Below are 19,924 nucleotides of genomic sequence, written 5' to 3'. Positions count from 1 at the left end.
TTACGTCCGGGCTATCTGAAAACGCTCAGTAGCGCCATTCCACGGTGGCCGAATACGCGCGGCCGCGGCCGGTGGCGTTGGGCGTCCAATCGGTGGATTGCAGCGGCATCGCATTCATCACGTTCAGCGGCGCCGAGTAGCTGCGGTTGGTCAGATTGCTGACGCCGGCGCGCAAGGTCAGCTGCTTGTTCAGCTTGTAGTTGGCGTACAGGTCGATCAGCGTCGGCGTCGCGTTCTGCTGCTCCTTCTCCACGTCGCCGGTGATGTCGTCCTGCGTGCGGTCGACATTGATGCGGTAGCTCTCGCCGTCCTTGCGGAAGATCGCGCCCAGCTCCAGCTTGCGCTCCAGCAACCGCGCGCCGACGTCCAGCGAGTAATAGCTGGACGGCAGCTCGGTGATGTCGCCGAAGTTGAAATTGGCGGCGGCGATGGACGGCGGCTGGCTGGTGCGCTCGCGGCTGTACGACAAGCGCGCGTAAACGAAGCCGGCATCGTAGTTGGCCTCCAGCTCCCAGCCGCGGGTGCGCACCGGCGATACCGTGTTGGTGTAGACGTACATGGTGTCGCTGACGTCCGCCTCCTCCGCCTTGCCGGTGTTGACGTCAGCGTAGCTGCAGCGCGCGCCGTCCTGGCAGATGCGGAACATCGTGCTGCTGATGTAGTTGTCGATCTTGGAGCGGTAGCCCAGCAGCTTCAGCCGCAGCGTGTCGTCGCGGCTCAGCAGGCCGTGAAACATCGAATTGAAGCCTAGCTGCACGGTGTCGGCGCGCTCGCCCTTGAGGAAGGGGTTCATCGAATCGGCGCCGGAGTTGGCGAAGAACACTTCCTGCGGATTCGGCCCGCGCGAGGTGCGCGCCGCGCTGGCGAAGGGCTGGAACCATGGCGCCACCTCGGCCGAGATCAACAGCGACGGATCGAAATAGCGCTCCTTCAGGCTGATGTCGGCCGCGCCTTGCGGGAAGCAGCGCAGATCGTCGCGGCAGGCGGGCTTGTGGCCGCCCAGCTCGAAGCGGGTGTAGTTGAAGCCGCCGACCACGTTGAAGATGCCGTAGCGGTAGTCCAGGCTGGCGAACAGCGAGCGCATCTCCTGCTTGCCGGCCGGCGCGAACGGGTTGTTCTCTATCGCCTGTTGCGCGGTCTCCGGGTCGTCAATATTGCTGAACACATTGCGCACGAAGCGGTTGCGCTGCCATTTGGCGCCGGTCCGCAGCGTGGCGTCGCCGCCCCACAGGTCGAAGCGGCTGGCGTTGTCCACGCTCAGGCTGTCGTTGACGTTCTCGGTGCTGGTATTGGTGAAGTTGATCAGCGCGCCCGGCATATAGCTCTGCCGGCCCTTGCCGTGGCTGGCCAGCGCGGTCAGGTCCACCCATTCCGACAGCGGCGTGTAGCGGTACTTCAGCGCGTAGTCGTCGCTCTGGATGTCGCGCTTGGTGAAGTGGTTGCGATAGCGCCGCGCCGACAACTCGGCGAAGTGGCGGGCGTTGGACCGCCATTCGGCCTTGAACAGCTGCGATTGCGGATTCTGGCTGAAGCTCCGGTCGCCGCCGAAGCCGAACTCGGTGCTGTCGACGCCGGAGCCATTGCGGTAGGTGCCGCTGCTGGAGCTGCTGCTGATCGCGCCGACCAGGCCGAATTCGCCCCAGTCGCCCAGCCGCTGGCGGGTCGCGCCGGCCACCATGCCGCTGCGGCCCAGGCCGTTGTTGCCGCTCATGTACTTGGCCCGCGCGCCGTAGCGTTTGCCTTCGCGCAGCACGTCGTCCACGCCCAGCGTGCGGAAATTGGCGCTGCCGGCCAAGGCGTTGATGCTGTTGCCGCCGGCCGAGCCGCCGCGCTCCACGTCGACGCCGACGATGAAGTTGGGATCGATCAGCGCGCCGAAGGAGCTGGTCGGCACACCGCCATGGGCCAGCTCCGACGGCGCGCTGCCGAAGTAGTTCTGGCTGACGCCGTCTATCATGGTGTTGACCCGGCCCAGGCCGCTCATGCCGCGGATATTGACGCTGACCGCGCCCTGGTTGGGGTCGATCTGGGTGTACACGCCGGGCATGCCGCGCAGCACGGCGTCCAGCGATTCGGAACGGGTGTTTTCGCCGCGGCTGCTGAACGCGCCCGGCTTCTCCAGCGCGCGCTTCTCGGCGCGGTCGCCGTCAGCTTCCGCGCCGCCCGCCGCGCTGCCGCTGACCACCAGCGGCCGGAACTCCACCTTGCCGTCGGCCTGCGCCGCGTCGGCCGCCAGCGCCGACTGCCCGCATACCGCCATCGCGGCGCTCACCCAATGCGCCATCATTTTTTTGTTCACTGTCTGACTCTCCAAAGTGATCGCTGTCCGAACCGCCCTGCCAGGGGCGCATGCGTTCGGACAGCAGGAAACAGGAGAGCGGTGTGAAAATCAGGGCCATGCGGGGCTGATCGCCCCGCCGGCGGCGGGGTAAGGCAGAGCTCACGGTTCCCGCCAGCCGGACAGGGTCAGCAAAAAGGCGTATTCGCGGGCGTTGGCCGCCAGCCGGGACACCCGGCCGGACTGGCCCCGGTGGCCGGCGTCCATCTCGGTGATCAGCGCCAGCTGCTGGCCCGGCCATTGCCGCTCGCGCAGCCGCGCCACCCACTTGGCCGGCTCCCAGTACGGCACCTGGCGGTCATGCAGGCCCGCCGTCACCAGCAGGTGCGGATACGGACCGGCGCCGACATTGTCGACCGGGCTGTAGCCGCGCAGCCGGCGGTAGGCGTCGGCGTCAGCCGGATTGCCCCACTCGCCGTACTCGCCCACCGTCAGCGGCAGGGACGGGTCCTGCATGCTGGACAGCGCGTCGACGAAGGGCACCTGGGCCACCGCGCCGCGGAACAGACCCGGCGCCTGGTTCAGCGCCGCGCCGATCAGCAGGCCGCCGGCGCTGCCGCCCATCGCGTACAGCTGGTCGGATCGGGCGTAGCCCAGCCGCGCCAGTTCGCGGGCGGCGTCGACGAAATCATTGAAGCTGTTCTGCTTGTTGGCCAAGCGGCCTGCCTCGTGCCAGCGCCGGCCCAGCTCGCCGCCGCCGCGCACGTGGGCGATGGCGAATACGAAGCCGCGATCCAGCAGGCTGACGCGCGGCGCGCTGAAGGCGGCGTCCATGCTCATGCCGTAAGCGCCGTAGCCGTACAGCAGCAGCGGATTGCCGCCCTTGGCCAGACGGTCCCGGCGGTAGACCAGCGACACCGGCACCCGCTCGCCGTCGCGGGCGCGTATCCACAGCCGCTCGCTGCGGTAGTCGGCGGCGCGGTAGCCGGCCAGCTTGGGTTGCCACAACGCGCGGGTCTTGCCGTTGGACAGATTCCATTCCCAGGTCGAGGTCGGCGTGGTCAGCGACGAGTAGCGGTAGCGCAGCCGCCCGCTGTCCGGGTCCGGATTGCGGTCGAACCAGACGCGGTAGCTCGGGTCCGGCAGCGCCAGCGTCCGGCTCGCGCCGCCGCGCCAGGCGATGGCGCGCACCCGGCTCAGGCCGTCGCCGCGCTCCTTGACGACCAAATGCCGCTTCAGCAGCAGGAAACTCTCCACCTCGCGGTTCGCCGTAGGCGCGATCAGCGTTCGCCACTCGCCGCCGGGCGCGGCGCTGCGGTAAAGGCCGAAACCCGCCGGGTCGGGATTGGCGCGCAGGTAGAACGCGCCGCGGTAATGGTCCAGATAGTATTCGCGGCCCGGCCGACGCGCGGCGAATAGCCTGGCCGGCGCGGCCGGATCTTGCGCGTCCAGCAGCCAGGCCTCGCTGCTGTCGCTGCCGGCGACGGCGATCAGCGCGTAGCGGCGCGAGGCGCTGGCGGACAGGCTGACGGTATAGCCCTCGTCCTTTTCCTCGAACACCAGCCCGTCCTTCTTGCCGTCCAGCGCATGGCGGTAGACGCGGCTGGGGCGGTAGGTGTCCGGGGCTACGCCGACATACCACAGCGCGCGGCCGTCGGCGGACCAGACCATATCGGTTCCCGCCCCGCCTTCGGCAACCGGCAGCCACTCGCCGCTGGCCAGATCGCGCAACACCAGCCGCTGCGTGCCGTCGCCGCGGACGTCCTCGGCCACCGCCAGGTAGCGCCCATCCGGCGACAGCTGCCAACCGCCCAGACGGTAGTAACGCTTGCCCTTGGCCCGCTCGGCGGCGTCCAGCACCGTCCGCCATTCGCCGCCGGCAACCGGCCGGCGCTCGTACACCGGCTGCTGCGCGCCTGCCGGATAGCGCTCGCGATATTCCCAGCCCTGGTCGCGGTAGGGCAAGGACGCCTCGCCGCCGGCGCCGCGCGCCTGCATCTCGGCCAGCAGCGTGTCTTGCAGCGGCTTCTGGCCGGCCAGCAGCGTCTCGGCGTAGCGGTTCTCCGCCTGCAGATGGGCCAGCACTTCCGGCCGGCTGCGGCTGTCGTCGCGCAGCCAGGCGTAGGGATCGACGCGCGCGTCGCCGTGGGCGCTGAAAGTTTGCGGCCGGGTCTCGGCCCGGGGCGGCGCGTCGGCGCGCGCCAGCGCGGCGCACAGGCAGAAGCCCGCCAATGCGGCAAAGGAAAGAATAGGGTTCATCGTCGCTCGCGGCGGCCGGTCAGCCGGCCTGGTTCAGGTCAAAATGGATGGGCAATACGATGCGGATCTGGCCGTCGCTGAGCCGCTCTAGCGGCGGCGCGGGCAGCGGTTGCGCGCGCCGCAGCACCGCCAGCGCCTCGCGGTCCAGCGACAGGGTGCCGCTGCCGGCGGCCAGGCTGGCCGCGCGCACCCGCCCGCCGGCGTCCAGCGTCACTTCGACTTTGGCGACGCCGCCGCGGCGGCGGCTGATCGCGTCTTCCGGGTAGCGCTTGTGGGCGGCGAGGTGGCCCAGCACCCTGCCCTCCCAATCGACGTTGCGCGCGTTGCCGTCGCTATTTTGCGCGGCGGCGGTGTCGTCGGCGCGCTGCGGCGCCTTGGCCGATGACGCCGATTCGGCGCTTCTGGCCGGCCGGCTGGCGCTGTCGGCGTCGGCCTCGCTCGGCGCGCCATCCCGCCGCGCCTGCAAAGCCACGCTCTGGCGGGCCTCGTCCCGGCGCGCCAGCTTCACCGGCGCGCGCTCTCCGGCGCGGGCGCGGGACTCGGCGCTGGCCATCCGCTGTTGCCGCGCCACCGGCTTGTCCGCCTCCGGCGTCGGCGCGCGCGCCTGCAGGGCCACCAGCTGCACCACCGCGGCCTGGGCGCTCGGCGGCTCGGCCTCGCGCGCGGCAGGCAGGCAGATCCATGCCCACAGCAGCGGCGCGAGTGTCAGCAGCAAGGCGCCGCTGCCCCAGCCGACAACGGGCCGCGGCTTACGCTCGGCGGCGGCCATCAGCCCGCCTCCCGGCCCACCAGGCCCACTTGCAGGTAGCCGGCGGCGCGCAGGGCGTCCATCACCGCCATCACGTCTTCGTAAGCGGCGGCGCGGTCGGCCTGGAAAAACAGCGGCGTGTCGCGGCGGCCGCCGGTGGCGGCGTCCAACCCCTCGCCCAGCCGCGCCAGCGGCACCGGCTTGTCGCCCAGCAGCAGGCTGCGGTCCGTCTGCAAGGTGACGAACAAGGGCTTGTCCTGCCGCGGCGCCGGCTTGGCGCTGGAAGCCGGCAGCGCTATGCGCTGGTCGACGCTGGACAAGGGTGCGGCCACCATGAAGATGATCAGCAGCACCAGCATCACGTCGATGAAGGGCGTGACATTGATTTCGGACAGCTCGGCCAGTTCGTCGCCGTTGCCGGAAGGAAAACCGCCCATCGCTCAGTTCCCCGCCGCGCGCGCGTCCAGCTCGCGGCTGAGCAGCAGCAGCAACTGGCCGGCCACCTGCTGCTGCTGGCTCTTGTGGCCTTGCAGCCAGCGGCTGAAAAAGTTGTAGATCACCACTGCCGGAATCGCGGCCACCAGGCCGAAGGCGGTAGCCAGCAGCGCCTCGGCGATGCCGGGCGCGACGCTGGCGAGACTGGTGTTGCCGCTGGCGGCGATGCCGGCGAAGCTGCGCATGATGCCCCACACGGTGCCGAACAGGCCGACGAAGGGCGCCACCGCGCCGATGGTGGCCAGCAGGCCGACGCCGCGCGCCAACGCCCGCGCCCGCGCGCCCTGCGCCTGCTCCAGCCGGAACACGGCGCGCGCCTGCAAGGCGTCGCGCGGCGCGTCGGCGGCCGATTGCGCGATTTCGGCGTCCACCTCGCGCAGCAGGCTGCGCGCCAGACCATGGGCCGGCAGCGGCAGCACGCGCTCGCCGGCCTCGGCCAGCGTAGCAGCCCGCGCCAGCGCCGCATGGCCGCGGCGGCCTTCGCGCGCGGCCAGCCACAAGGCCGCCCCCTTGACCAGCAGCACCAGCCAGCAGACGAAGGCGGCGGCCAGCAAGGCCAGCATCACGCCCTTCACCACCGGATCGGCGGCGACGAACATCGCCAGCGGCGACAAGCCGGCGTCGGCTGCCGGCTGGGCCGCCAATGCCTGGACGGAATAAAGCGAAAGGCCGCTGCCTGCGATGCCGGGCAACGGCCTGATAGGGATGCTGGTCTTCATCAGTGACTAAAGGGTTGGGTGGAGGTGCCTCACTCTATCATTAATGATTATCATTATCAATTAACAAAATAGAAACAATTCCACTTCGTTCATTCACCGGCTTTGGCGGTGTGCCAGACGTAGTCCGCCTGCTCGCGGCCCAGCTCCACGCCCTCCTCGGCCAGCACCAGCACCGTCGCCGGCCGTTCCGGCGCCAAATCGGCCAGATGCAGCGGCGCGCCGACATCGCGCAGCGCGTGATAGGCGCCGGCGATCAGCATCGCCGGCTTGGGCGCGGCCAGCAGCCGCTCGGCCATGCGGCGGTCGCGCTGCTGCTGCACCGCCAGCATGGAGGCCATCATGCCCTCGTCCATCTTGCCGCCGTGCTCGCCGCGGATCACCTCCTCCAGCCGGCTCGCCGCCTGCGGACCGCGCGACGCCCGCCCCTGCGGCCTCTCCTTGCTGGCGTAGTAGGCGCGCATCTGATCCCGGTCCAGATTGGCCGCCAGCAGCGGATACGGCGCGCGCAGCAAGGTCATCGCCAGCTCGCCGTATAGCTCCCACGGCCAGCCGCCCTGCCAGGCCACCAGCTCCCGCACCCGCGACGGGCGCACGCTGGGATCGCCCTGCAGCCAGGCTTTCACCTCGTCCACCTTGGGTTGCTGGCTGGGCGTCAGCATTTCAAGCAGCGCGCTGCCCTGCGGCCGGCTTGCGGCCAGGCGCTGCGCCAGCCAGGTTTCTATCCGGTGGTGGTGGCGGTTATCGTGCTTCTCCCCTACCAGCAGCATCTCCGCCGGCGCCAGCCTGGCCAGCAACTCGTCCGGGCTCAGCGCCTTGCCGCTGGCCGTCTCCACGATCCGGCCCGCCGGCGGCCCTTCCGGTTCCGCCGCTGGCTGCGCCGCGCAGCCAGCCAGGCTCGCCAGCAATAAAACCGCCGCCATCCATCGCTTCATGTCTTTCCCGCCTTGCTTTCTTTGCCAAGCCGGCATATTAATTGATAACGATTATCAATAACAACAAGATAGCTGAACTTTACGCGCGGCCAAAAACAAAGCCGGCTGCGATCAATCGCAGCCGGCCTGTATCGAAACAAAAGGAACGGGCTTACAGCGCGGCCAGGGCGGCGTCGTAATCCGGCTCGTCGGCGATCTCGCCCACCAGCTGGCTATGCAGCACCTTATCGTCGGCATCCAGCACCACCACGGCGCGCGCGGTCAGACCGGCCAGCGGGCCGGAGGCCAGCTTGACGCCGTAGGCTTCGGCGAAAGCCGGATTGCGGAAGGTGGACAGCGTGGCCACGTTTTCGATGCCTTCGGCGCCGCAGAAGCGCTTCTGCGCGAACGGCAGGTCGGCGGACACGCACAGCACCACGGTGTCGCTCAGCGCGGCGGCCTTCTCGTTGAACTTGCGCACCGACATCGCGCAGGTCGGGGTATCCACGCTAGGGAAGATGTTGAGGATCTTGCGCTTGCCGGCGTAGCTGGCCAGCGACACCTCGGCCAGATCGCCGCCGGTCAGTTGCAGCGCCGGAGCTTGCTCGCCTTTGGACGGCAGCTTGCCCGCCACTTCCACCGGATTGCCGCGCAGGGTTACGGTTGCCATGTCTTGAATCCTCGTCAGGGTTGGAGATGGCGATAGTGTGGAGCAAAGCGGGTGGAATGCAACCCCGCGCGGCGCATGGTTGTCATCGCTACCGGCCGCCAGCCTACCTTCCCGATGCGCACCAAATTCCAAACTGTTCTAAATGACGGAGATTTTTATTTTCATCCGTTATATAAAGTGCAGGTGGCGCCGCTACCGTGGCGCCGCGAATAAGCAATTCGGGACGCGCGCTTACCGGCGTCGTCAACTGTCATCGGATTTAAAGGAGTCTCTCATGGCTAGCCAAGATCGCGATCAGAAGTCCGGACTGTTCATCGTCAGCTACAACGTCTTCAAGCCCGGCATAGCCGGCGGCTACAACCTGCACCTGCAGCTGTCGGTCTATCCGCCGGCCCGCCAGGTCAGCGGCCGCGCCATCATCACCCAGGCGCTGCAGCACCCATTGGTTTTCGAAAACCCGGTGCAAGGCCACTACGAGGAAAAGAGCGGCGACATCGAACTGTTCCTGAACGGCTTCCGCCTGCCTATCGACCCGGGTTCTCCGCGCGTCGGCGACTTCCACTTCGACGGCCACCTGAAGGGCGGCTGGCAGGCTGAAAACGGCTCCCGCGCCCGCTACGCCTTCCTCCAGGCCGGCCACTGGATCGAGGAATACGGTCAAGAGATCCAGCTGTCCGATGAAGTGCGGCAGACCGTCAAAGCGCTGAACCTGCGCTAAGCATCCATGTCCGCGCGAACCGCCGGCGCCCTAGGCCCGGCGGTTTGTTCGTCTTCAGCCTGTCCATACGGCCATGGCGATCGCGCAAACGGCGCCTGCCGTGCTTGGATGCCGGTTCGACAGCGCATGCGCCCCGCTTGCGTCCTCTCTCCAGGAGATCCGCCATGACCGACTTGCCCGCCGAACTGAACCGCCGCGGCTTCCTGCTCGCCGCAGCCGCCGGCGCCACAGCGCTCGCCCTGCCCAGACTCGCCGGCGCATCGTCGGCGCGAACGCTGCCGCCGCTGCCCTATGCCGACAACGCGCTGGAGCCGGTGATCTCGGCTCGCACCATCGGCTTCCATTACGGCAAGCACCACAAGGCTTATCTCGACAATCTGAACAAGCTGATCGCCGGCCGCGACTACGCCGACCTGCCGCTGGAAGACATCATCACCCGTTCCTTCGGCCCCGCCGGCGACACCGCCGTGTTCAACAACGCCGCCCAGCTGTGGAACCATACCTTCTATTGGCGCAGCATGCGAGCCAAGGGCGGCGGCGTGCCGCCGCAAGGATTGCGGGAGAGAATAGAAAGCTCGTTCGGCAGCGTGGACGCCTGTAGGCAGCAGCTGACCGGCGCCGCCATTTCCCAATTCGGCAGCGGCTGGGCCTGGCTGGTTCAGGACGGCGACAAGCTCAGGGTGGTGAAGACCGGCAACGCCGACAATCCTATCACCTCCGGCCTGACGCCCTTGCTGAACGTGGACGTGTGGGAGCACGCCTATTACCTCGACTACCAGAACCGCCGCGCCGACTACGTCAACGCGGTGCTGGACAAGCTGATCGACTGGGAATTCGCGCAGCGCAACCTAAAAGCCTGAGATCCGTCCGGCTCAAAGCTGGTTGTAGACGCCGCCCAAGGCGCGCAGCACCTCGGAGGCGGCGTCGAGCGCTTGGTCGTCCATGCCTCGCAGCTCGCGCTCCAGCACCTCGGCCAGCAGGCGTTCGCGCTCTCGGTGGCGCGCAAGGCCCAATTCGGTCAGCCCCACCAGCACCGAGCGCTTATCCGCCAGCGACTTCGCTTTCTCCACATAGCCCTGCTCGCTGAGGCCATTCACCAATTGGGTGACGCCGGCGCCGGTGGTCTCGGTCAGCTCCGCCAGCCGCGCCACCGGCAAGGCGCCCTCCTCGGCCAATATCCGCAACACCCTGGCGTGCGACAGCGACAGCGCGCCGGCCTGGCGCGTGGCGCGGCCGCGCAGCCGCGCGTCCGCGGCGCTCAGGCTGTAGGCGGCGCGGCTCAGTCTCGCCAGCGCCTGCTGGCGCGCTTCTCCCGCCTCGCTGGGCAAGGCATCCCCCTGGGGCTTGGTTGACATGCGTTCAGACTCCACAATAATATAACTAAGTACTTAGTTAATTTTCAGGCACGATCAATCTACGAGGTGAAAATTATGTCACGTTCAGAAGCGCAAAGCTGGTCGCTGGACATCGCGCTGGCCCAGGGCGGTTTCGACGCCCTGCACCCGGAAGGCAAAAACACCCTGCTGCAGCTGGGGCATGACCCGGCCGATTTCGACGCCGTGTTCGAGCAGGTGAAAAGCGGCGCGATGCTGCCGAAAGCCTGGGCGGAAGTGGCCGCCCGCGCCGAACGGCGCGCCGCCCACTACGAGCGCGACGGCTACCGCCGCACCGCCGCCGACCTCTATCTGCGCGCCGCGGTGATGTGGGGCCGCGCGCAGTACTCGATCTTCGACACCGCCGATCCCCGCAAAGCCGCGCTGCGCGCTCGCTGCAACCACTGCGTGACCCGCATCGGCGAACTGCGCGGCGGCCGGGTGCGGCGAGTGGAGATTCCGTTCGAGGGCGGCGTCATCCACGCTCTGCTGCACCTGCCGGACGGCGAAGTCCGCCAGGCGCCGGCGGTGATCCTCGGCCCCGGCATGGACATGATCAAGGAAGACTACCTGTACGCCGCCGAGCGCTACTACACCTCGCGCGGCATGGTGGCGCTGTCGATAGAGGGCCCCGGCCAGGGCGAAAGCCGCGCCGGCGGCCTGGCCGTCACCCTGGACAACTATGAGCGGGCGCTGGAAGCCTATGCCGGCTACCTGGCCGGCCTGCCCGAAGTGGACGCCGGCCGCATCGGCATGTTCGGCATCAGCATGAGCGGCTACTGGGGACTGCGCGCCGCCGCCGGCGCCACCCGGCTGGCCGCCCTCGCCGCCTACGAAGCGGTGTGCGGCGACTTCCTCACCATCTTCGAGCGCGCCCAGCCCAGCTTCAAGAAAAACTACATGTATATGAGCGGCTACCGCGACGAGGCGCTTTTCGACCGCGAAATGCGCGACCGCATGCCCTTGGACGCGATGGCGGCCGACATCCGTATTCCGGTGCTGCTAGGCATAGGAGAATTCGACGAGCTGACCCCGCTGGAGCAGGCGCTGGCCTGCTACCAGCGCATCCGCGCGCCAAAGGAGATGCGCGTCTACGAAAACGAATTCCACCCGCTGGGCGGCGTGGCGGCGGAAGTCTTCCGCTACGGCGCGGAGTGGCTGGAACGGGCGCTGTCCGGCGATCCCGCGCTGCGCGAGCCGGGCCGGGATGTGCGCCACTATCTGCGCCGCGACGGCCATATCGGCGACGGCAGCGCAGCGCCGGACTGGTGGCAGGGCGCAGACCCGGTGGGCGGACAGCGCGCCTGATCCGGCGACACTAGCGGCGCCGGCCCGCCTCGGGCACGGCGCTCCGCTGAGTTTTGTCGGCGATGCCAAGCGGCGAGCCGGCGGCGGTAAGCATTTGAACGATTGACGCCGTCCGGCCCCATCGCCAGACTGCCTTCATGCCAAAGACATGGAGACATGTCATGAATCAGTCTGTTCAGGCCCTGCTGTTCGACGTGTTCGGCACCGTGGTGGACTGGCGCGAGGGCGTGGCCCGCGACGCCTCCGCCTTCCTGCAGCGCCATCCCGGCGCCAGGCAAGACCCTTACGCCTTCGCCGACGCCTGGCGCGGCCGCTATTCTCCATCAATGGAAGTGGTTCGCGCCGGCCGCCGCCCGTTCGCCAAGCTGGACCAGCTGCACCGGGAGAATCTGGAGGCGACGCTGCCGGCCTTCGGCATCGATCCGGCCTCGGTGCCGGAGAACGAGCTGCAATGGCTGAACCGCGCCTGGCATCGGCTGGACCCGTGGCCGGACAGCGTGGCCGGCCTGGCCCGGCTGAAGGCGCGCTGCATCGTCGCCACGCTCAGCAACGGCAACACCAGCCTGCTGCTCAATATGGCCAAATACGCCGGCCTGCCGTGGGACGCGATACTCGGCGCAGAGGCTGCCCAGGCCTACAAGCCGATGCCGCAGGCCTATCTGCGCACGGCGGAGCTGCTGGACCTGCCGCCAGAACGGATCTGCCTGGTGGCGGCGCACAACGGCGACCTCGCCGCGGCCCGCCAGTGCGGGCTGAAAACCGCCTTCGTCGCCCGGCCGCGGGAATTCGGGCCAGAACAGCAGACGGATCTGGTTGCCGAACAGGATTGGGATTGGGTGGCGGAGGATTTGGTAGAGTTGGCCGGGACATTTGGGTGCTGAAACGCAAGGAGGACAAGCGTTTACGCTTGCCCTCCTGATGATGCTGCGCCTCTTCGGTTCAGCTCAAGAAACCAGAGGATGCTCCGCCATCCACTTGGCGGAACCTCGACGCCCCTCCAACAAACCAATCAGAGATACATCCTCCTCCAAAGTCTCAAAATATACTCCCAGTCCCGAAGGACTGATTTCTATCGCACGCAACTGCTCGGGCGTTGCACCATAAGTCGCCTGCAAGTCGTTAGGCCGAAACTTGAGTTCTCTGTCATTAGCCAGAATGAAGACGATAACCCCCTCCTCTGACCGATACTGGACCGATCGCAAGGTAGAATATTCCCGTTGCAGCATCTCCATCCGAGAAGACGCTGCTTCCAGCTCCTCAGCAGACACTTCCATGGATATCTCCCCATGCTGTGCATAGCTCATACAAGTGGGCATGTAGCTCTTTGATGAGCTTGTTGATCTCATGGGCACCGAATCCCTTCTGCTCACGCAACCAAGGGGGCCCATCCGGACAATTCAAAATAAAAGCAGCTTCCCTCTTCCCATCGATTACGTGAACATGGGCTGGATTGTGATCATTTGTCCGTATCACAACCCGATAACCATTCCACTTCAACACATTTGGCATACCTGCCTCGTAATGAGATGATGTTGCCGCGTAGCCAACCTCACTTTAGTTAGACCAACACATAGCTCTATCATCCATCTAACTTCGGAAAATCACTCGATAAATTAAGCATTTATTTTTTACTATACGCCCACTTAGACAAGATTTTCTTGCCACGATCAATGCGCTAGTCATCCGCCTCTCCAGCCTAAAAACCATCAAACACTACATATAGCGAACAAATGGACACTGCCTCCCTCTTCCTGTGGTAATCGCAGTTTAGTCAGGAAGACACGCAGCACACTCCCGCCATATCCGAGCCAAGTCCACAAAGAAAAACGGGGCCGCTTTCGCTACCCCGTTGCTCATTACGCCTGTTCGCCGCCATCCACCCGGCGCCGCGTCTGCAGAATCGGCGGCGCCCAGGTTTCGCCCGGCCGCTTCTTGCGGGTAGCCAGCGTCAGTTCCGACGGGGCGAAGATGTTGATGTTGTGGGTGTTGGGCGTGGTGATCAGGTACTGCGCCTCGGTGGCTTTCAGGAAGCCGGCCACGCGGTCGATGTTGAAGATGTCGAGGTGGGCGAACGGCTCGTCGATGAAGACGAAGCCGGACGGATTGGACTCGTCCATCATCAGGCCGATCAGCAGGATCAGCGACTTCATCACCTGCTGGCCGCCCGACGCCTCGCCGTCGTTCATGCCCATCATGCCCTTCTGGTCGAAGTTGAACTTCAGCACCAGGCCGGCCTGGGCCAGCACCGCGTCGTCGTTGGACAGCTGCGGCAGCTCCACTTCCACCTGGATGCCGGCCAGTTCGCCCAGGCGCTTGACGTTCTGGCCGTAGACCCGCACCGTGGCGCGCAGCTTGCCGATGTAGGCGGCGCGCGCCTCGTCGGTCAGCTCGCGCGAGCGGTCCACCTCGCCCTGGCGGCGCTGGCGCTCGCGGTCGAGCTGGGTCAAATCCTCCACCAGCTTGTCCTTCAGCGCCAGCACCGAGTCGTCCTGCTCCCAGTCGCCGCTTTGCAGCTTCTCTTCCAGGTAGTTCAGCTGGTGCTTGGCGTCGGCGGCGGTGTCGAATTCGTCCTCCAGCGCCGCCACATGTTCCGGCGCCAGCGCGTCGGCCGACAATCTCTCCGCCCATTCGCGCAGCTCTCCGCTGAGCCGGCGCAGCTGGCGGCGCGCCAGCTCCACTTCCTGCAGCTTCTGATTGTATTTGGACAGGCTCTCCATCTCGCGCTGACAGACGCGGTCGTGCGCCAGCCGCGCATCGCCGTGGCGCTGGTCGGCCGCGTCCTTCTCCGCGCCGGCGTCGGCCAGCGCCGCCCCCTGGCGGGCGATCTCGGCCTCCAGCTCGGCCTTGCGCGACTCCAGCGCTGAAAACTCGTCGGCGCGGCTGTCCAGTTGGCGGATGGCGTCCATGCCGCCCAGGTACTCGGCCAAGCCCGCCGCTTCGCGGGTGGCCGCCACCAGCCGCTCCTCGCCGGCCAGGATGCGCACGTTCAACGCCTTCAATTCGTCGCGCACCGCCAGCAGCCGCGACTGCCGCGCCGCCTCGCCGAAGGCGTACTCATGCATGGGCACGCCGATGTGGCGCGCGCCGCGGCGCTCGCGGAAATAACCGTCGCGGGTGATCCAATCGCCGTCGGCGTTGGCGCCCGCCTCCGCGTTCTCCACCCGCGTCACGCTGTTCATCTGCCGGTACAGCCATTCCGGCGCGTCGGCGGAGAAGCGCACCACTTCCAGCAGGCTGCCCTTGTTGGCCCGCGGCGGCGCAGCGCGCTCCGGCACCACGAAATGACGGTAGCGCAGCTTTTCGCCTATTTTCCAGGCCTCGCGGCGGTCCGATTCCTTGTCCAGCAATACCACGTGGCGGTAGCCGCGCAGCAGGGCCTCCACCGCGCCCTGCCAATTGGAATCCATCACCTCGACGATGTCGGACAGCATCGCGTGCGGGATGCCTGCCTCATCCAGCGCCGCCTTGAACTGGCGCACGTCCTCCGGCGAGCGGCCGCGGCCGATCTCCAGCGCTTGCAGATGCTCCGAGCTGTCCTGGCGCTGTTTTTTCAGATCGCGCAGGCCGTCCTTCAATTGATCCGCCTCGGCGCGCAAGGCGGACAGCTTGTCGGCCAACTGCGCGGCGTCGGCGCCGTACTCCTTGCCGGCCAGCGCCTGCAGCCGGTCGCGCTCCTTCAGTTGGCCGGCCACGCCGGCGTGTTCGCCCTTGGCCTTCATGAAGGCGTCCTGCGCGGCCTGGCGCACCGTTTCCGCCGCACCCCTCGCGTCGGCGGCGCTCACTTCGGCCGCCTTCAGCTTGGCCACCAGGTCCAGCGTGTCGGCATGCTCGGCGCGCGCCTGGTTCAGCACATGGTAGCCGGCGCGGTAATCGCCCCATTGCTTGCCGAAGGCGGTTTTGGCGTCCAAATAGGCCAGCACCGGCAGCGCCTCGTCGCGCAGGCGGGCGATGCCAGTCTGCAGCTGCTTCCACTCCAGGTAGCGGTTGGCGCGGCCCTTCATCGCCTCCACCCGCACCTGCAGCGCCTCTTCCTGGCGGCCCAGGGCCTCCAGCTCCAACTCGGTGGCGCGCTGCTCGTCGCGGGCGCGCTGGTAGTTGTCCAGCACGTCCTTGTCGCCGAACACCTGGAACACCAGGTCCAGCAGCTGGCGCGGGCTGTATTCGGTCAGTTTGTCGGTGTCGCCCTGCTCCAGCGCCAGCACCTCGGCCACCGCCGGAGTCAGGCCGGCGGCTTCCAGCCGGCGGCGGTATTCCTGCACGCCCAGCCATTGCGCCTGGCCCTCGGCGTGCTCCAGTGCGATATCGCCATCGAGGATCGCGTAGTGGCGCACCCAGTCGCCGCCCTGCTTCTTGATCCGGCACAGCAGCGTCACCGACTCCGACACGATGGGGAAGAACGGCGTCGGGTACAGGCCGCCGGACGGGCGGCGCGGATTGTCCACCACGCCGCGCAGATAGGCGAAGGCTTCCTTGTTGTTGCGCACATAGCGCTTGTAGTCGCGCTTGCCGGAACACTTGATCGCCAGCAGCGTGCGCATCGCGTCGAGCAAGGTGGTCTTGCCGGAGCCATTAGGCCCGATGATGGTAACGATCTGGGCGTCCAGCGGCACGCTCAGCCGCTGCCAGAAGTCCCAGTGCACCATTTCCACCGATTTCATCTGGAACATCAGCGAGCCTCCCCGTCGGCCGCGTCGTCCGGCGGCAGGTCAAACAGCGGGCCGGCAGATGCTATGCCGTCGTCCGCGCCTTCTTCTTCGATCTCGTCGTCGACTCGCTTGTCCACCAGCGCGTCGCGGCCCTCGCGCCGCAGCAGCACGTCAGCCAGCGCGCCCTCGATGATGCGCGGCGCCAGTTGGGCGTAATCGATCATCAGGTCCAGCATCGGCCCCTCGTCCAGCCAGCGGTTGCGGCGGACGATGAAGCCCAGGTTGACCAAGCGGCCCAGATTGGCGGCGAAGCGGGTGCGGCCGCCCAAGGCCTTGCCGAAATCGGCGTACAGCGCGTCCTCGGAAATGCCGGTGGACACCGTCTCGCCGGTTTCCAATGGCTTCTGCGCGCCGAACATATCGCTCTGGTTCTCCTTGCCAGCCTCGACGCGGGCGATTTGCCGCTCGCGCTTGGGCAGGATGATCAGCGCCCACAGGATGACCAGCAGCGCCACGCCGTCGCGCGGCAGGCCCAGATTGTTGTTGAGCCAGGCGTCGCCCGAGCCGAACACCGGCTCGGTCATTTCCGGCAGCAGCGCGACGGCGATGTGCTCGGCGTACGGGTTCTCCACCAGACGCAGGCCGACGGCGGCCAGGCTCTTGTCCAGCTCCTGGCGAAAGCTGTCGTCCAGCAAAGCCTTGCGCGCCAGCGCGTCGGCGCGCGGCACCACCCGGTGCGCCAGCAGGCGGGCGGTGAGGGTTTTGATTTCGTGTTCCAAATCACTTGCCCTGGATATTTAAAAACGGCTTGTACTTGCTAATCAACCGCGACTCCAGACCCTTTGGATCACTGGATGGAATTAACATCAGCCAAACTTGATCAATTCCTCGTTTTAAAAAATAATTCGCACCACGCCATCTAACATGTGAAATGCTCTCACGCTTATAGCGAACATTCTCATCTCTGATTTGCTCGGCAAGAGAGCATTGTGTTTTCGTAACACCCCTCACCCCAATATACCTTCCTGTAATTCTTTCACGAAGACTATTTTCCGTCTCGCCAACATACAGAATCTCACTACCAACTCCGAAAATATAAACCCCTGCTTCTTTGCACAAACTTTGGTTTCTTATTATACGAAAGTGCCTCCAAGGAACCTTATCACCAGGCTGAATATGAGTCGTTTCAAAAACTGAACCAGACAACCAATCAGCAATATCTTCGTTCGAATACATTTATACCGCCTCTAATTAATTTTTCGCCACCAGCCTAGCATCGGACAGCGTAGCCACCTCCGGGTGGTCCGGCTCTATCACCCCATCTCCGCCTTGCAGGCTGAACGGCAGCTTGGCCAACGCGGCGACGATGCTTTGGTCGTTGCTGGTTTCCGGGTCGCCGATCAGCGACAGCAGGGACAGCCGATAGGCGGTTTCGTTGTAGCTGCCGGCCAGCACCGCCTGGCTGATGTGGGCGTCGGCCTTGCCGCTCATGCCCAGCTCCAGCAGCAAGTCGTACATTTCCTCGGCCTCCAGCAGCCGCTCCATCTCAGGCGCGTCGGCCAGCGGGGCGGCTTCGCCCCCGGGCAGAACGTGAGCGCCGGCCTTGGCGCGCTCGCGCGCCAACAGCTCGAACTCGGCCACGTCGGCCAGCTCCGGCGTGGACAGGAAAGCCGGCTCCGGACTGATGGACCAGCCGCCCGCCAGCTTGCCGGCCAGCATGGCCGCGCCCTGGCGGCGCAGCCAGTCGGCGATGTCGGTGGAGGTGAGGCCGGAATTGCCTAGGTGCACGCGCTGCGCGGCCAGCTGCGCCAGCCGGCGCTCGAAGGTGCCGGCCAGCGCCAGCATGCGGCTCTGCGCCAACGCGATGGCCTGGGCCTGGTTCAACACGGTCAGGCTCAGCGTGTCGTCCTGCGTCAGGCTCTTCACCACCTCGGTGGACTTGGCCACCCAGCGCCATACCGCCTCCAGCCGGTGCTGGGCGGCGCGGATGCGGAACTCCGACTGCGACTCCAGCGCTTCCTCGAATTCGGCGTACAGCTCGTTCAGCCGCGCCAGCAGATGCTTCAGCGCTTCGTCCGACACCTGGCCGACCGCCTGGCCGGCCGCCACCTGGCTGGCCAGATAGCCCAGCTCGACGTCGTCGCCGGAGAAATCGACCAGCGTCGCCAGGGCCGCCAACGCGACGCGCGCGCCCTCGGACAGCTGGTACACGCCGCCGTCGCTGTCGTAGACCAGCAGATCGCCTTCGCGCAGACGCCCCAGAATGGTGGCCAGTTTGGTATCGTTAAGGTAGGAGAAGCGTTGGGCGATTTCCTGCGGCGTCCACAGCGGCGCCTCGGCGCGGCCGCCCAGCTCTCGCAGCACTAGGAGGCGCATCAGCACTTCCTCGTCGCCGCCGCGGAACAGCGTGACGAAAACGGACAGATAGCCCCATGCGCCCTGCAGCCGCGACACGGCCTGCAGCGAGCCGGGCTCGATGCCGGGCTGGAAGAAATCGGACAATGAATCCAAGCGCGCTCCACAAGCTGGGGTGAATCAAAGCGGAGATTGTCCCGGCGGCCCGCCGCTTCGTCAACGCGGCGATGCGTTTTATCCTGGCCGCGAGCCATAACAAATCATCAGAGGAGATATCATGCTCACCCGCCACCATCCGCTGCTGTCGCCCAGCCTGGGCAGCCAGCGCGCGCTGACCAGCTTCCACTTCGGCCAGGAAGGCCGCGGCGAGAAGGTCCACATCCAGGCCAGCCTGCACGCCGACGAACTGCCCGGCATGCTGGTGGCCTGGCACCTGAAGCAGCGGCTGCGCCAGCTGGAGGACGAAGGCGCCATCCTGGGCGAGATCACGGTGCTGCCGGTGGCCAACCCCATCGGACTGAACCAGAACCAGAGCAGCCGCCTGCTGGGCCGCTTCGAGCTGATGAGCGGCCAGAACTTCAACCGCCACTATCTGCCGCTGGCCGAGCCGGTGTTCGCCGCCGTGCGCCAGCAGCTGGGGGCGGACGCCAAAGCCAACACCCGGCTGATCCGCGCCGCGATGCGGGCCGAGCTGGCGCGCCAGCAGCCGCAGACCGAGCTGCAATCGCTGCGCCACGCGCTGCAATCGATGGCCTTCGATGCCGACATCATGCTGGACCTGCACTGCGACAGCCGCGCCGACATCCATCTGTACACCGGCACGCCGCTATGGGACCAGTGCGAGCCGCTGGCGCGTTACCTGGGCGTCTGCGCCAGCCTGCTGGCCGAGGACTCCGGCGATTATCCCTTTGACGAGTCCTGCAGCCAGCCGTGGTGGCAGCTGCGCGACCTGGCCGCCCGGGCCGGGCTGTCCGCGCCGATCGAAATGGCCTGTCTGGCGGTGACGATAGAACTGCGCGGCGAGTGCGACGTCAACCTTGAATACGCGGCCAAGGACGCCGAGGCCATCATCGATTTCCTGCAGCGCCGCGGCGTGATCGCCGGCGACGCGCCGCCGCTGCCGCCGCTGCGCCATCCGGCGACTCCGCTGGCCGCGTCCGAGGACCTGCTGGCGCCCCACGCCGGCGTGGTGGTGTACCGCGCGGCGGCCGGCAGCCTGCTCAGCCCCGGCGACCTGGTGGCCGACATCATCGATCCGCTGACCGACACCGTCAGCCAGGTGTGCACCCAGCACGGCGGCGTGCTGTACGCCACCAGCGACCGGCCCTACGCCACCGCCGGCCTCGGCATCGCCCGCGTGGCCGGCGACACCGCGTTCAAGAGCGGCAAGCTGTTGACCGCCTGACGGAATTTTCGCCGGCGGCGGCGATCCAAACTCTTTTGT

The 19,924-nt window shown here is 66.9% G+C and carries 19 protein-coding genes; 5 read left to right on the top strand and 14 right to left on the bottom strand.

What is annotated here, in order from left to right:
• Positions 1-25 precede the first annotated feature (25 nt).
• The 7 genes from VA599_RS07715 to tpx form a co-directional block, all read right to left on the bottom strand.
• Positions 26-2,299, bottom strand: a complete 2,274-nt coding sequence (locus VA599_RS07715; RefSeq protein WP_346788156.1) for a TonB-dependent receptor domain-containing protein — start codon at positions 2,297-2,299, stop codon at positions 26-28.
• 141 nt (positions 2,300-2,440) lie between these two features.
• On the bottom strand, positions 2,441-4,537 hold the full coding sequence (locus VA599_RS07710) for a S9 family peptidase (RefSeq protein WP_346788155.1): 2,097 nt from the start codon (positions 4,535-4,537) through the stop codon (positions 2,441-2,443).
• 19 nt (positions 4,538-4,556) lie between these two features.
• Positions 4,557-5,306, bottom strand: a complete 750-nt coding sequence (locus tag VA599_RS07705) for an energy transducer TonB family protein (protein WP_346788154.1) — start codon at positions 5,304-5,306, stop codon at positions 4,557-4,559.
• Positions 5,306-5,722, bottom strand: a complete 417-nt coding sequence (gene exbD / locus VA599_RS07700; protein ID WP_346788153.1) for a TonB system transport protein ExbD — start codon at positions 5,720-5,722, stop codon at positions 5,306-5,308. The genes VA599_RS07705 and exbD overlap by 1 nt, the downstream gene beginning before the upstream one ends.
• A gap of 3 nt (positions 5,723-5,725) precedes the next feature.
• Positions 5,726-6,499, bottom strand: coding sequence for a tonB-system energizer ExbB (gene exbB / locus VA599_RS07695; RefSeq protein ID WP_346788152.1), 774 nt, complete (start codon positions 6,497-6,499; stop codon positions 5,726-5,728).
• 89 nt (positions 6,500-6,588) lie between these two features.
• Complete coding sequence (locus tag VA599_RS07690; RefSeq protein ID WP_346788151.1) at positions 6,589-7,431, bottom strand: ChaN family lipoprotein; 843 nt, start codon at positions 7,429-7,431, stop codon at positions 6,589-6,591.
• Positions 7,432-7,582: 151 nt separating this feature from the next.
• Positions 7,583-8,080, bottom strand: coding sequence for a thiol peroxidase (gene tpx / locus VA599_RS07685; protein WP_021475144.1), 498 nt, complete (start codon positions 8,078-8,080; stop codon positions 7,583-7,585).
• A gap of 274 nt (positions 8,081-8,354) precedes the next feature.
• On the opposite strand from tpx, the gene VA599_RS07680 reads away from it, so the two are divergent.
• Both VA599_RS07680 and VA599_RS07675 read left to right on the top strand, forming a co-directional pair.
• Positions 8,355-8,798, top strand: coding sequence for a DUF1842 domain-containing protein (locus VA599_RS07680; protein WP_021475143.1), 444 nt, complete (start codon positions 8,355-8,357; stop codon positions 8,796-8,798).
• A 164-nt stretch (positions 8,799-8,962) separates the two neighbouring features.
• Positions 8,963-9,658 carry a superoxide dismutase gene (locus VA599_RS07675; protein ID WP_346788150.1) on the top strand — a complete coding sequence of 232 codons (696 nt, stop codon included), beginning with the start codon at positions 8,963-8,965 and terminating at the stop codon, positions 9,656-9,658.
• A gap of 12 nt (positions 9,659-9,670) precedes the next feature.
• Here VA599_RS07675 and VA599_RS07670 read toward each other — a convergent pair whose 3' ends face one another.
• A complete protein-coding gene (locus tag VA599_RS07670; protein WP_231152588.1) occupies positions 9,671-10,153 on the bottom strand; it encodes a MarR family winged helix-turn-helix transcriptional regulator in 483 nt (160 codons plus the stop codon).
• A gap of 75 nt (positions 10,154-10,228) precedes the next feature.
• On the opposite strand from VA599_RS07670, the gene VA599_RS07665 reads away from it, so the two are divergent.
• Positions 10,229-11,479 carry an alpha/beta hydrolase gene (locus VA599_RS07665; RefSeq protein WP_346788149.1) on the top strand — a complete coding sequence of 417 codons (1,251 nt, stop codon included), beginning with the start codon at positions 10,229-10,231 and terminating at the stop codon, positions 11,477-11,479.
• 161 nt (positions 11,480-11,640) lie between these two features.
• Entirely contained in the window at positions 11,641-12,360 is a 720-nt protein-coding gene (locus VA599_RS07660) for a haloacid dehalogenase type II (RefSeq protein ID WP_346788148.1), read from the top strand.
• 63 nt (positions 12,361-12,423) lie between these two features.
• Here VA599_RS07660 and VA599_RS07655 read toward each other — a convergent pair whose 3' ends face one another.
• From VA599_RS07655 to VA599_RS07635, 6 genes are all read right to left on the bottom strand, one after another.
• Positions 12,424-12,753, bottom strand: coding sequence for a DUF2442 domain-containing protein (locus tag VA599_RS07655; RefSeq protein ID WP_346788147.1), 330 nt, complete (start codon positions 12,751-12,753; stop codon positions 12,424-12,426).
• Positions 12,737-12,988 (bottom strand): DUF4160 domain-containing protein, encoded by a 252-nt coding sequence (locus tag VA599_RS24145; protein WP_429838567.1) that lies wholly within the window; start codon positions 12,986-12,988, stop codon positions 12,737-12,739. The genes VA599_RS07655 and VA599_RS24145 overlap by 17 nt, the downstream gene beginning before the upstream one ends.
• A gap of 347 nt (positions 12,989-13,335) precedes the next feature.
• The gene (locus tag VA599_RS07650) at positions 13,336-16,146 is read right to left on the bottom strand and encodes an ATP-binding protein (RefSeq protein WP_346788146.1); all 2,811 of its coding nucleotides are present in this window, start codon (positions 16,144-16,146) and stop codon (positions 13,336-13,338) included.
• Positions 16,146-16,904 carry a hypothetical protein gene (locus VA599_RS07645; RefSeq protein ID WP_346788145.1) on the bottom strand — a complete coding sequence of 253 codons (759 nt, stop codon included), beginning with the start codon at positions 16,902-16,904 and terminating at the stop codon, positions 16,146-16,148. The genes VA599_RS07650 and VA599_RS07645 overlap by 1 nt, the downstream gene beginning before the upstream one ends.
• 1 nt (position 16,905) lies before the next feature.
• Complete coding sequence (locus VA599_RS07640) at positions 16,906-17,361, bottom strand: GIY-YIG nuclease family protein (RefSeq protein WP_346788144.1); 456 nt, start codon at positions 17,359-17,361, stop codon at positions 16,906-16,908.
• A gap of 15 nt (positions 17,362-17,376) precedes the next feature.
• Positions 17,377-18,636 carry a hypothetical protein gene (locus VA599_RS07635; RefSeq protein WP_346788143.1) on the bottom strand — a complete coding sequence of 420 codons (1,260 nt, stop codon included), beginning with the start codon at positions 18,634-18,636 and terminating at the stop codon, positions 17,377-17,379.
• Positions 18,637-18,757: 121 nt separating this feature from the next.
• On the opposite strand from VA599_RS07635, the gene VA599_RS07630 reads away from it, so the two are divergent.
• Positions 18,758-19,885 (top strand): succinylglutamate desuccinylase/aspartoacylase family protein, encoded by a 1,128-nt coding sequence (locus VA599_RS07630; RefSeq protein ID WP_346788142.1) that lies wholly within the window; start codon positions 18,758-18,760, stop codon positions 19,883-19,885.
• Positions 19,886-19,924 lie beyond the last annotated feature (39 nt).

The sequence above is a fragment of the Chromobacterium indicum genome, assembly GCF_039708975.1.
Lineage (GTDB): Bacteria > Pseudomonadota > Gammaproteobacteria > Burkholderiales > Chromobacteriaceae > Chromobacterium > Chromobacterium piscinae.
Note: the sequence above shows the minus strand (reverse complement) of the source record. Positions and strands in the feature narration are given on the sequence as shown.

What these genes read in the sequence shown, in the direction of transcription:
- VA599_RS07710 (WP_346788155.1), bottom strand. Translation starts at nt 4,537, where the DNA reads ATGAACCCTATTCTTTCCTTTGCCGCATTGGCGGGCTTCTGCCTGTGC.
- VA599_RS07705 (WP_346788154.1), bottom strand. Translation starts at nt 5,306, where the DNA reads ATGGCCGCCGCCGAGCGTAAGCCGCGGCCCGTTGTCGGCTGGGGCAGC.
- exbD (WP_346788153.1), bottom strand. Translation starts at nt 5,722, where the DNA reads ATGGGCGGTTTTCCTTCCGGCAACGGCGACGAACTGGCCGAGCTGTCC.
- exbB (WP_346788152.1), bottom strand. Translation starts at nt 6,499, where the DNA reads ATGAAGACCAGCATCCCTATCAGGCCGTTGCCCGGCATCGCAGGCAGC.
- VA599_RS07690 (WP_346788151.1), bottom strand. Translation starts at nt 7,431, where the DNA reads ATGAAGCGATGGATGGCGGCGGTTTTATTGCTGGCGAGCCTGGCTGGC.
- tpx (WP_021475144.1), bottom strand. Translation starts at nt 8,080, where the DNA reads ATGGCAACCGTAACCCTGCGCGGCAATCCGGTGGAAGTGGCGGGCAAG.
- VA599_RS07680 (WP_021475143.1), top strand. Translation starts at nt 8,355, where the DNA reads ATGGCTAGCCAAGATCGCGATCAGAAGTCCGGACTGTTCATCGTCAGC.
- VA599_RS07675 (WP_346788150.1), top strand. Translation starts at nt 8,963, where the DNA reads ATGACCGACTTGCCCGCCGAACTGAACCGCCGCGGCTTCCTGCTCGCC.
- VA599_RS07670 (WP_231152588.1), bottom strand. Translation starts at nt 10,153, where the DNA reads ATGTCAACCAAGCCCCAGGGGGATGCCTTGCCCAGCGAGGCGGGAGAA.
- VA599_RS07665 (WP_346788149.1), top strand. Translation starts at nt 10,229, where the DNA reads ATGTCACGTTCAGAAGCGCAAAGCTGGTCGCTGGACATCGCGCTGGCC.
- VA599_RS07660 (WP_346788148.1), top strand. Translation starts at nt 11,641, where the DNA reads ATGAATCAGTCTGTTCAGGCCCTGCTGTTCGACGTGTTCGGCACCGTG.
- VA599_RS07655 (WP_346788147.1), bottom strand. Translation starts at nt 12,753, where the DNA reads ATGGAAGTGTCTGCTGAGGAGCTGGAAGCAGCGTCTTCTCGGATGGAG.
- VA599_RS24145 (WP_429838567.1), bottom strand. Translation starts at nt 12,988, where the DNA reads ATGCCAAATGTGTTGAAGTGGAATGGTTATCGGGTTGTGATACGGACA.
- VA599_RS07650 (WP_346788146.1), bottom strand. Translation starts at nt 16,146, where the DNA reads ATGTTCCAGATGAAATCGGTGGAAATGGTGCACTGGGACTTCTGGCAG.
- VA599_RS07640 (WP_346788144.1), bottom strand. Translation starts at nt 17,361, where the DNA reads ATGTATTCGAACGAAGATATTGCTGATTGGTTGTCTGGTTCAGTTTTT.
- VA599_RS07630 (WP_346788142.1), top strand. Translation starts at nt 18,758, where the DNA reads ATGCTCACCCGCCACCATCCGCTGCTGTCGCCCAGCCTGGGCAGCCAG.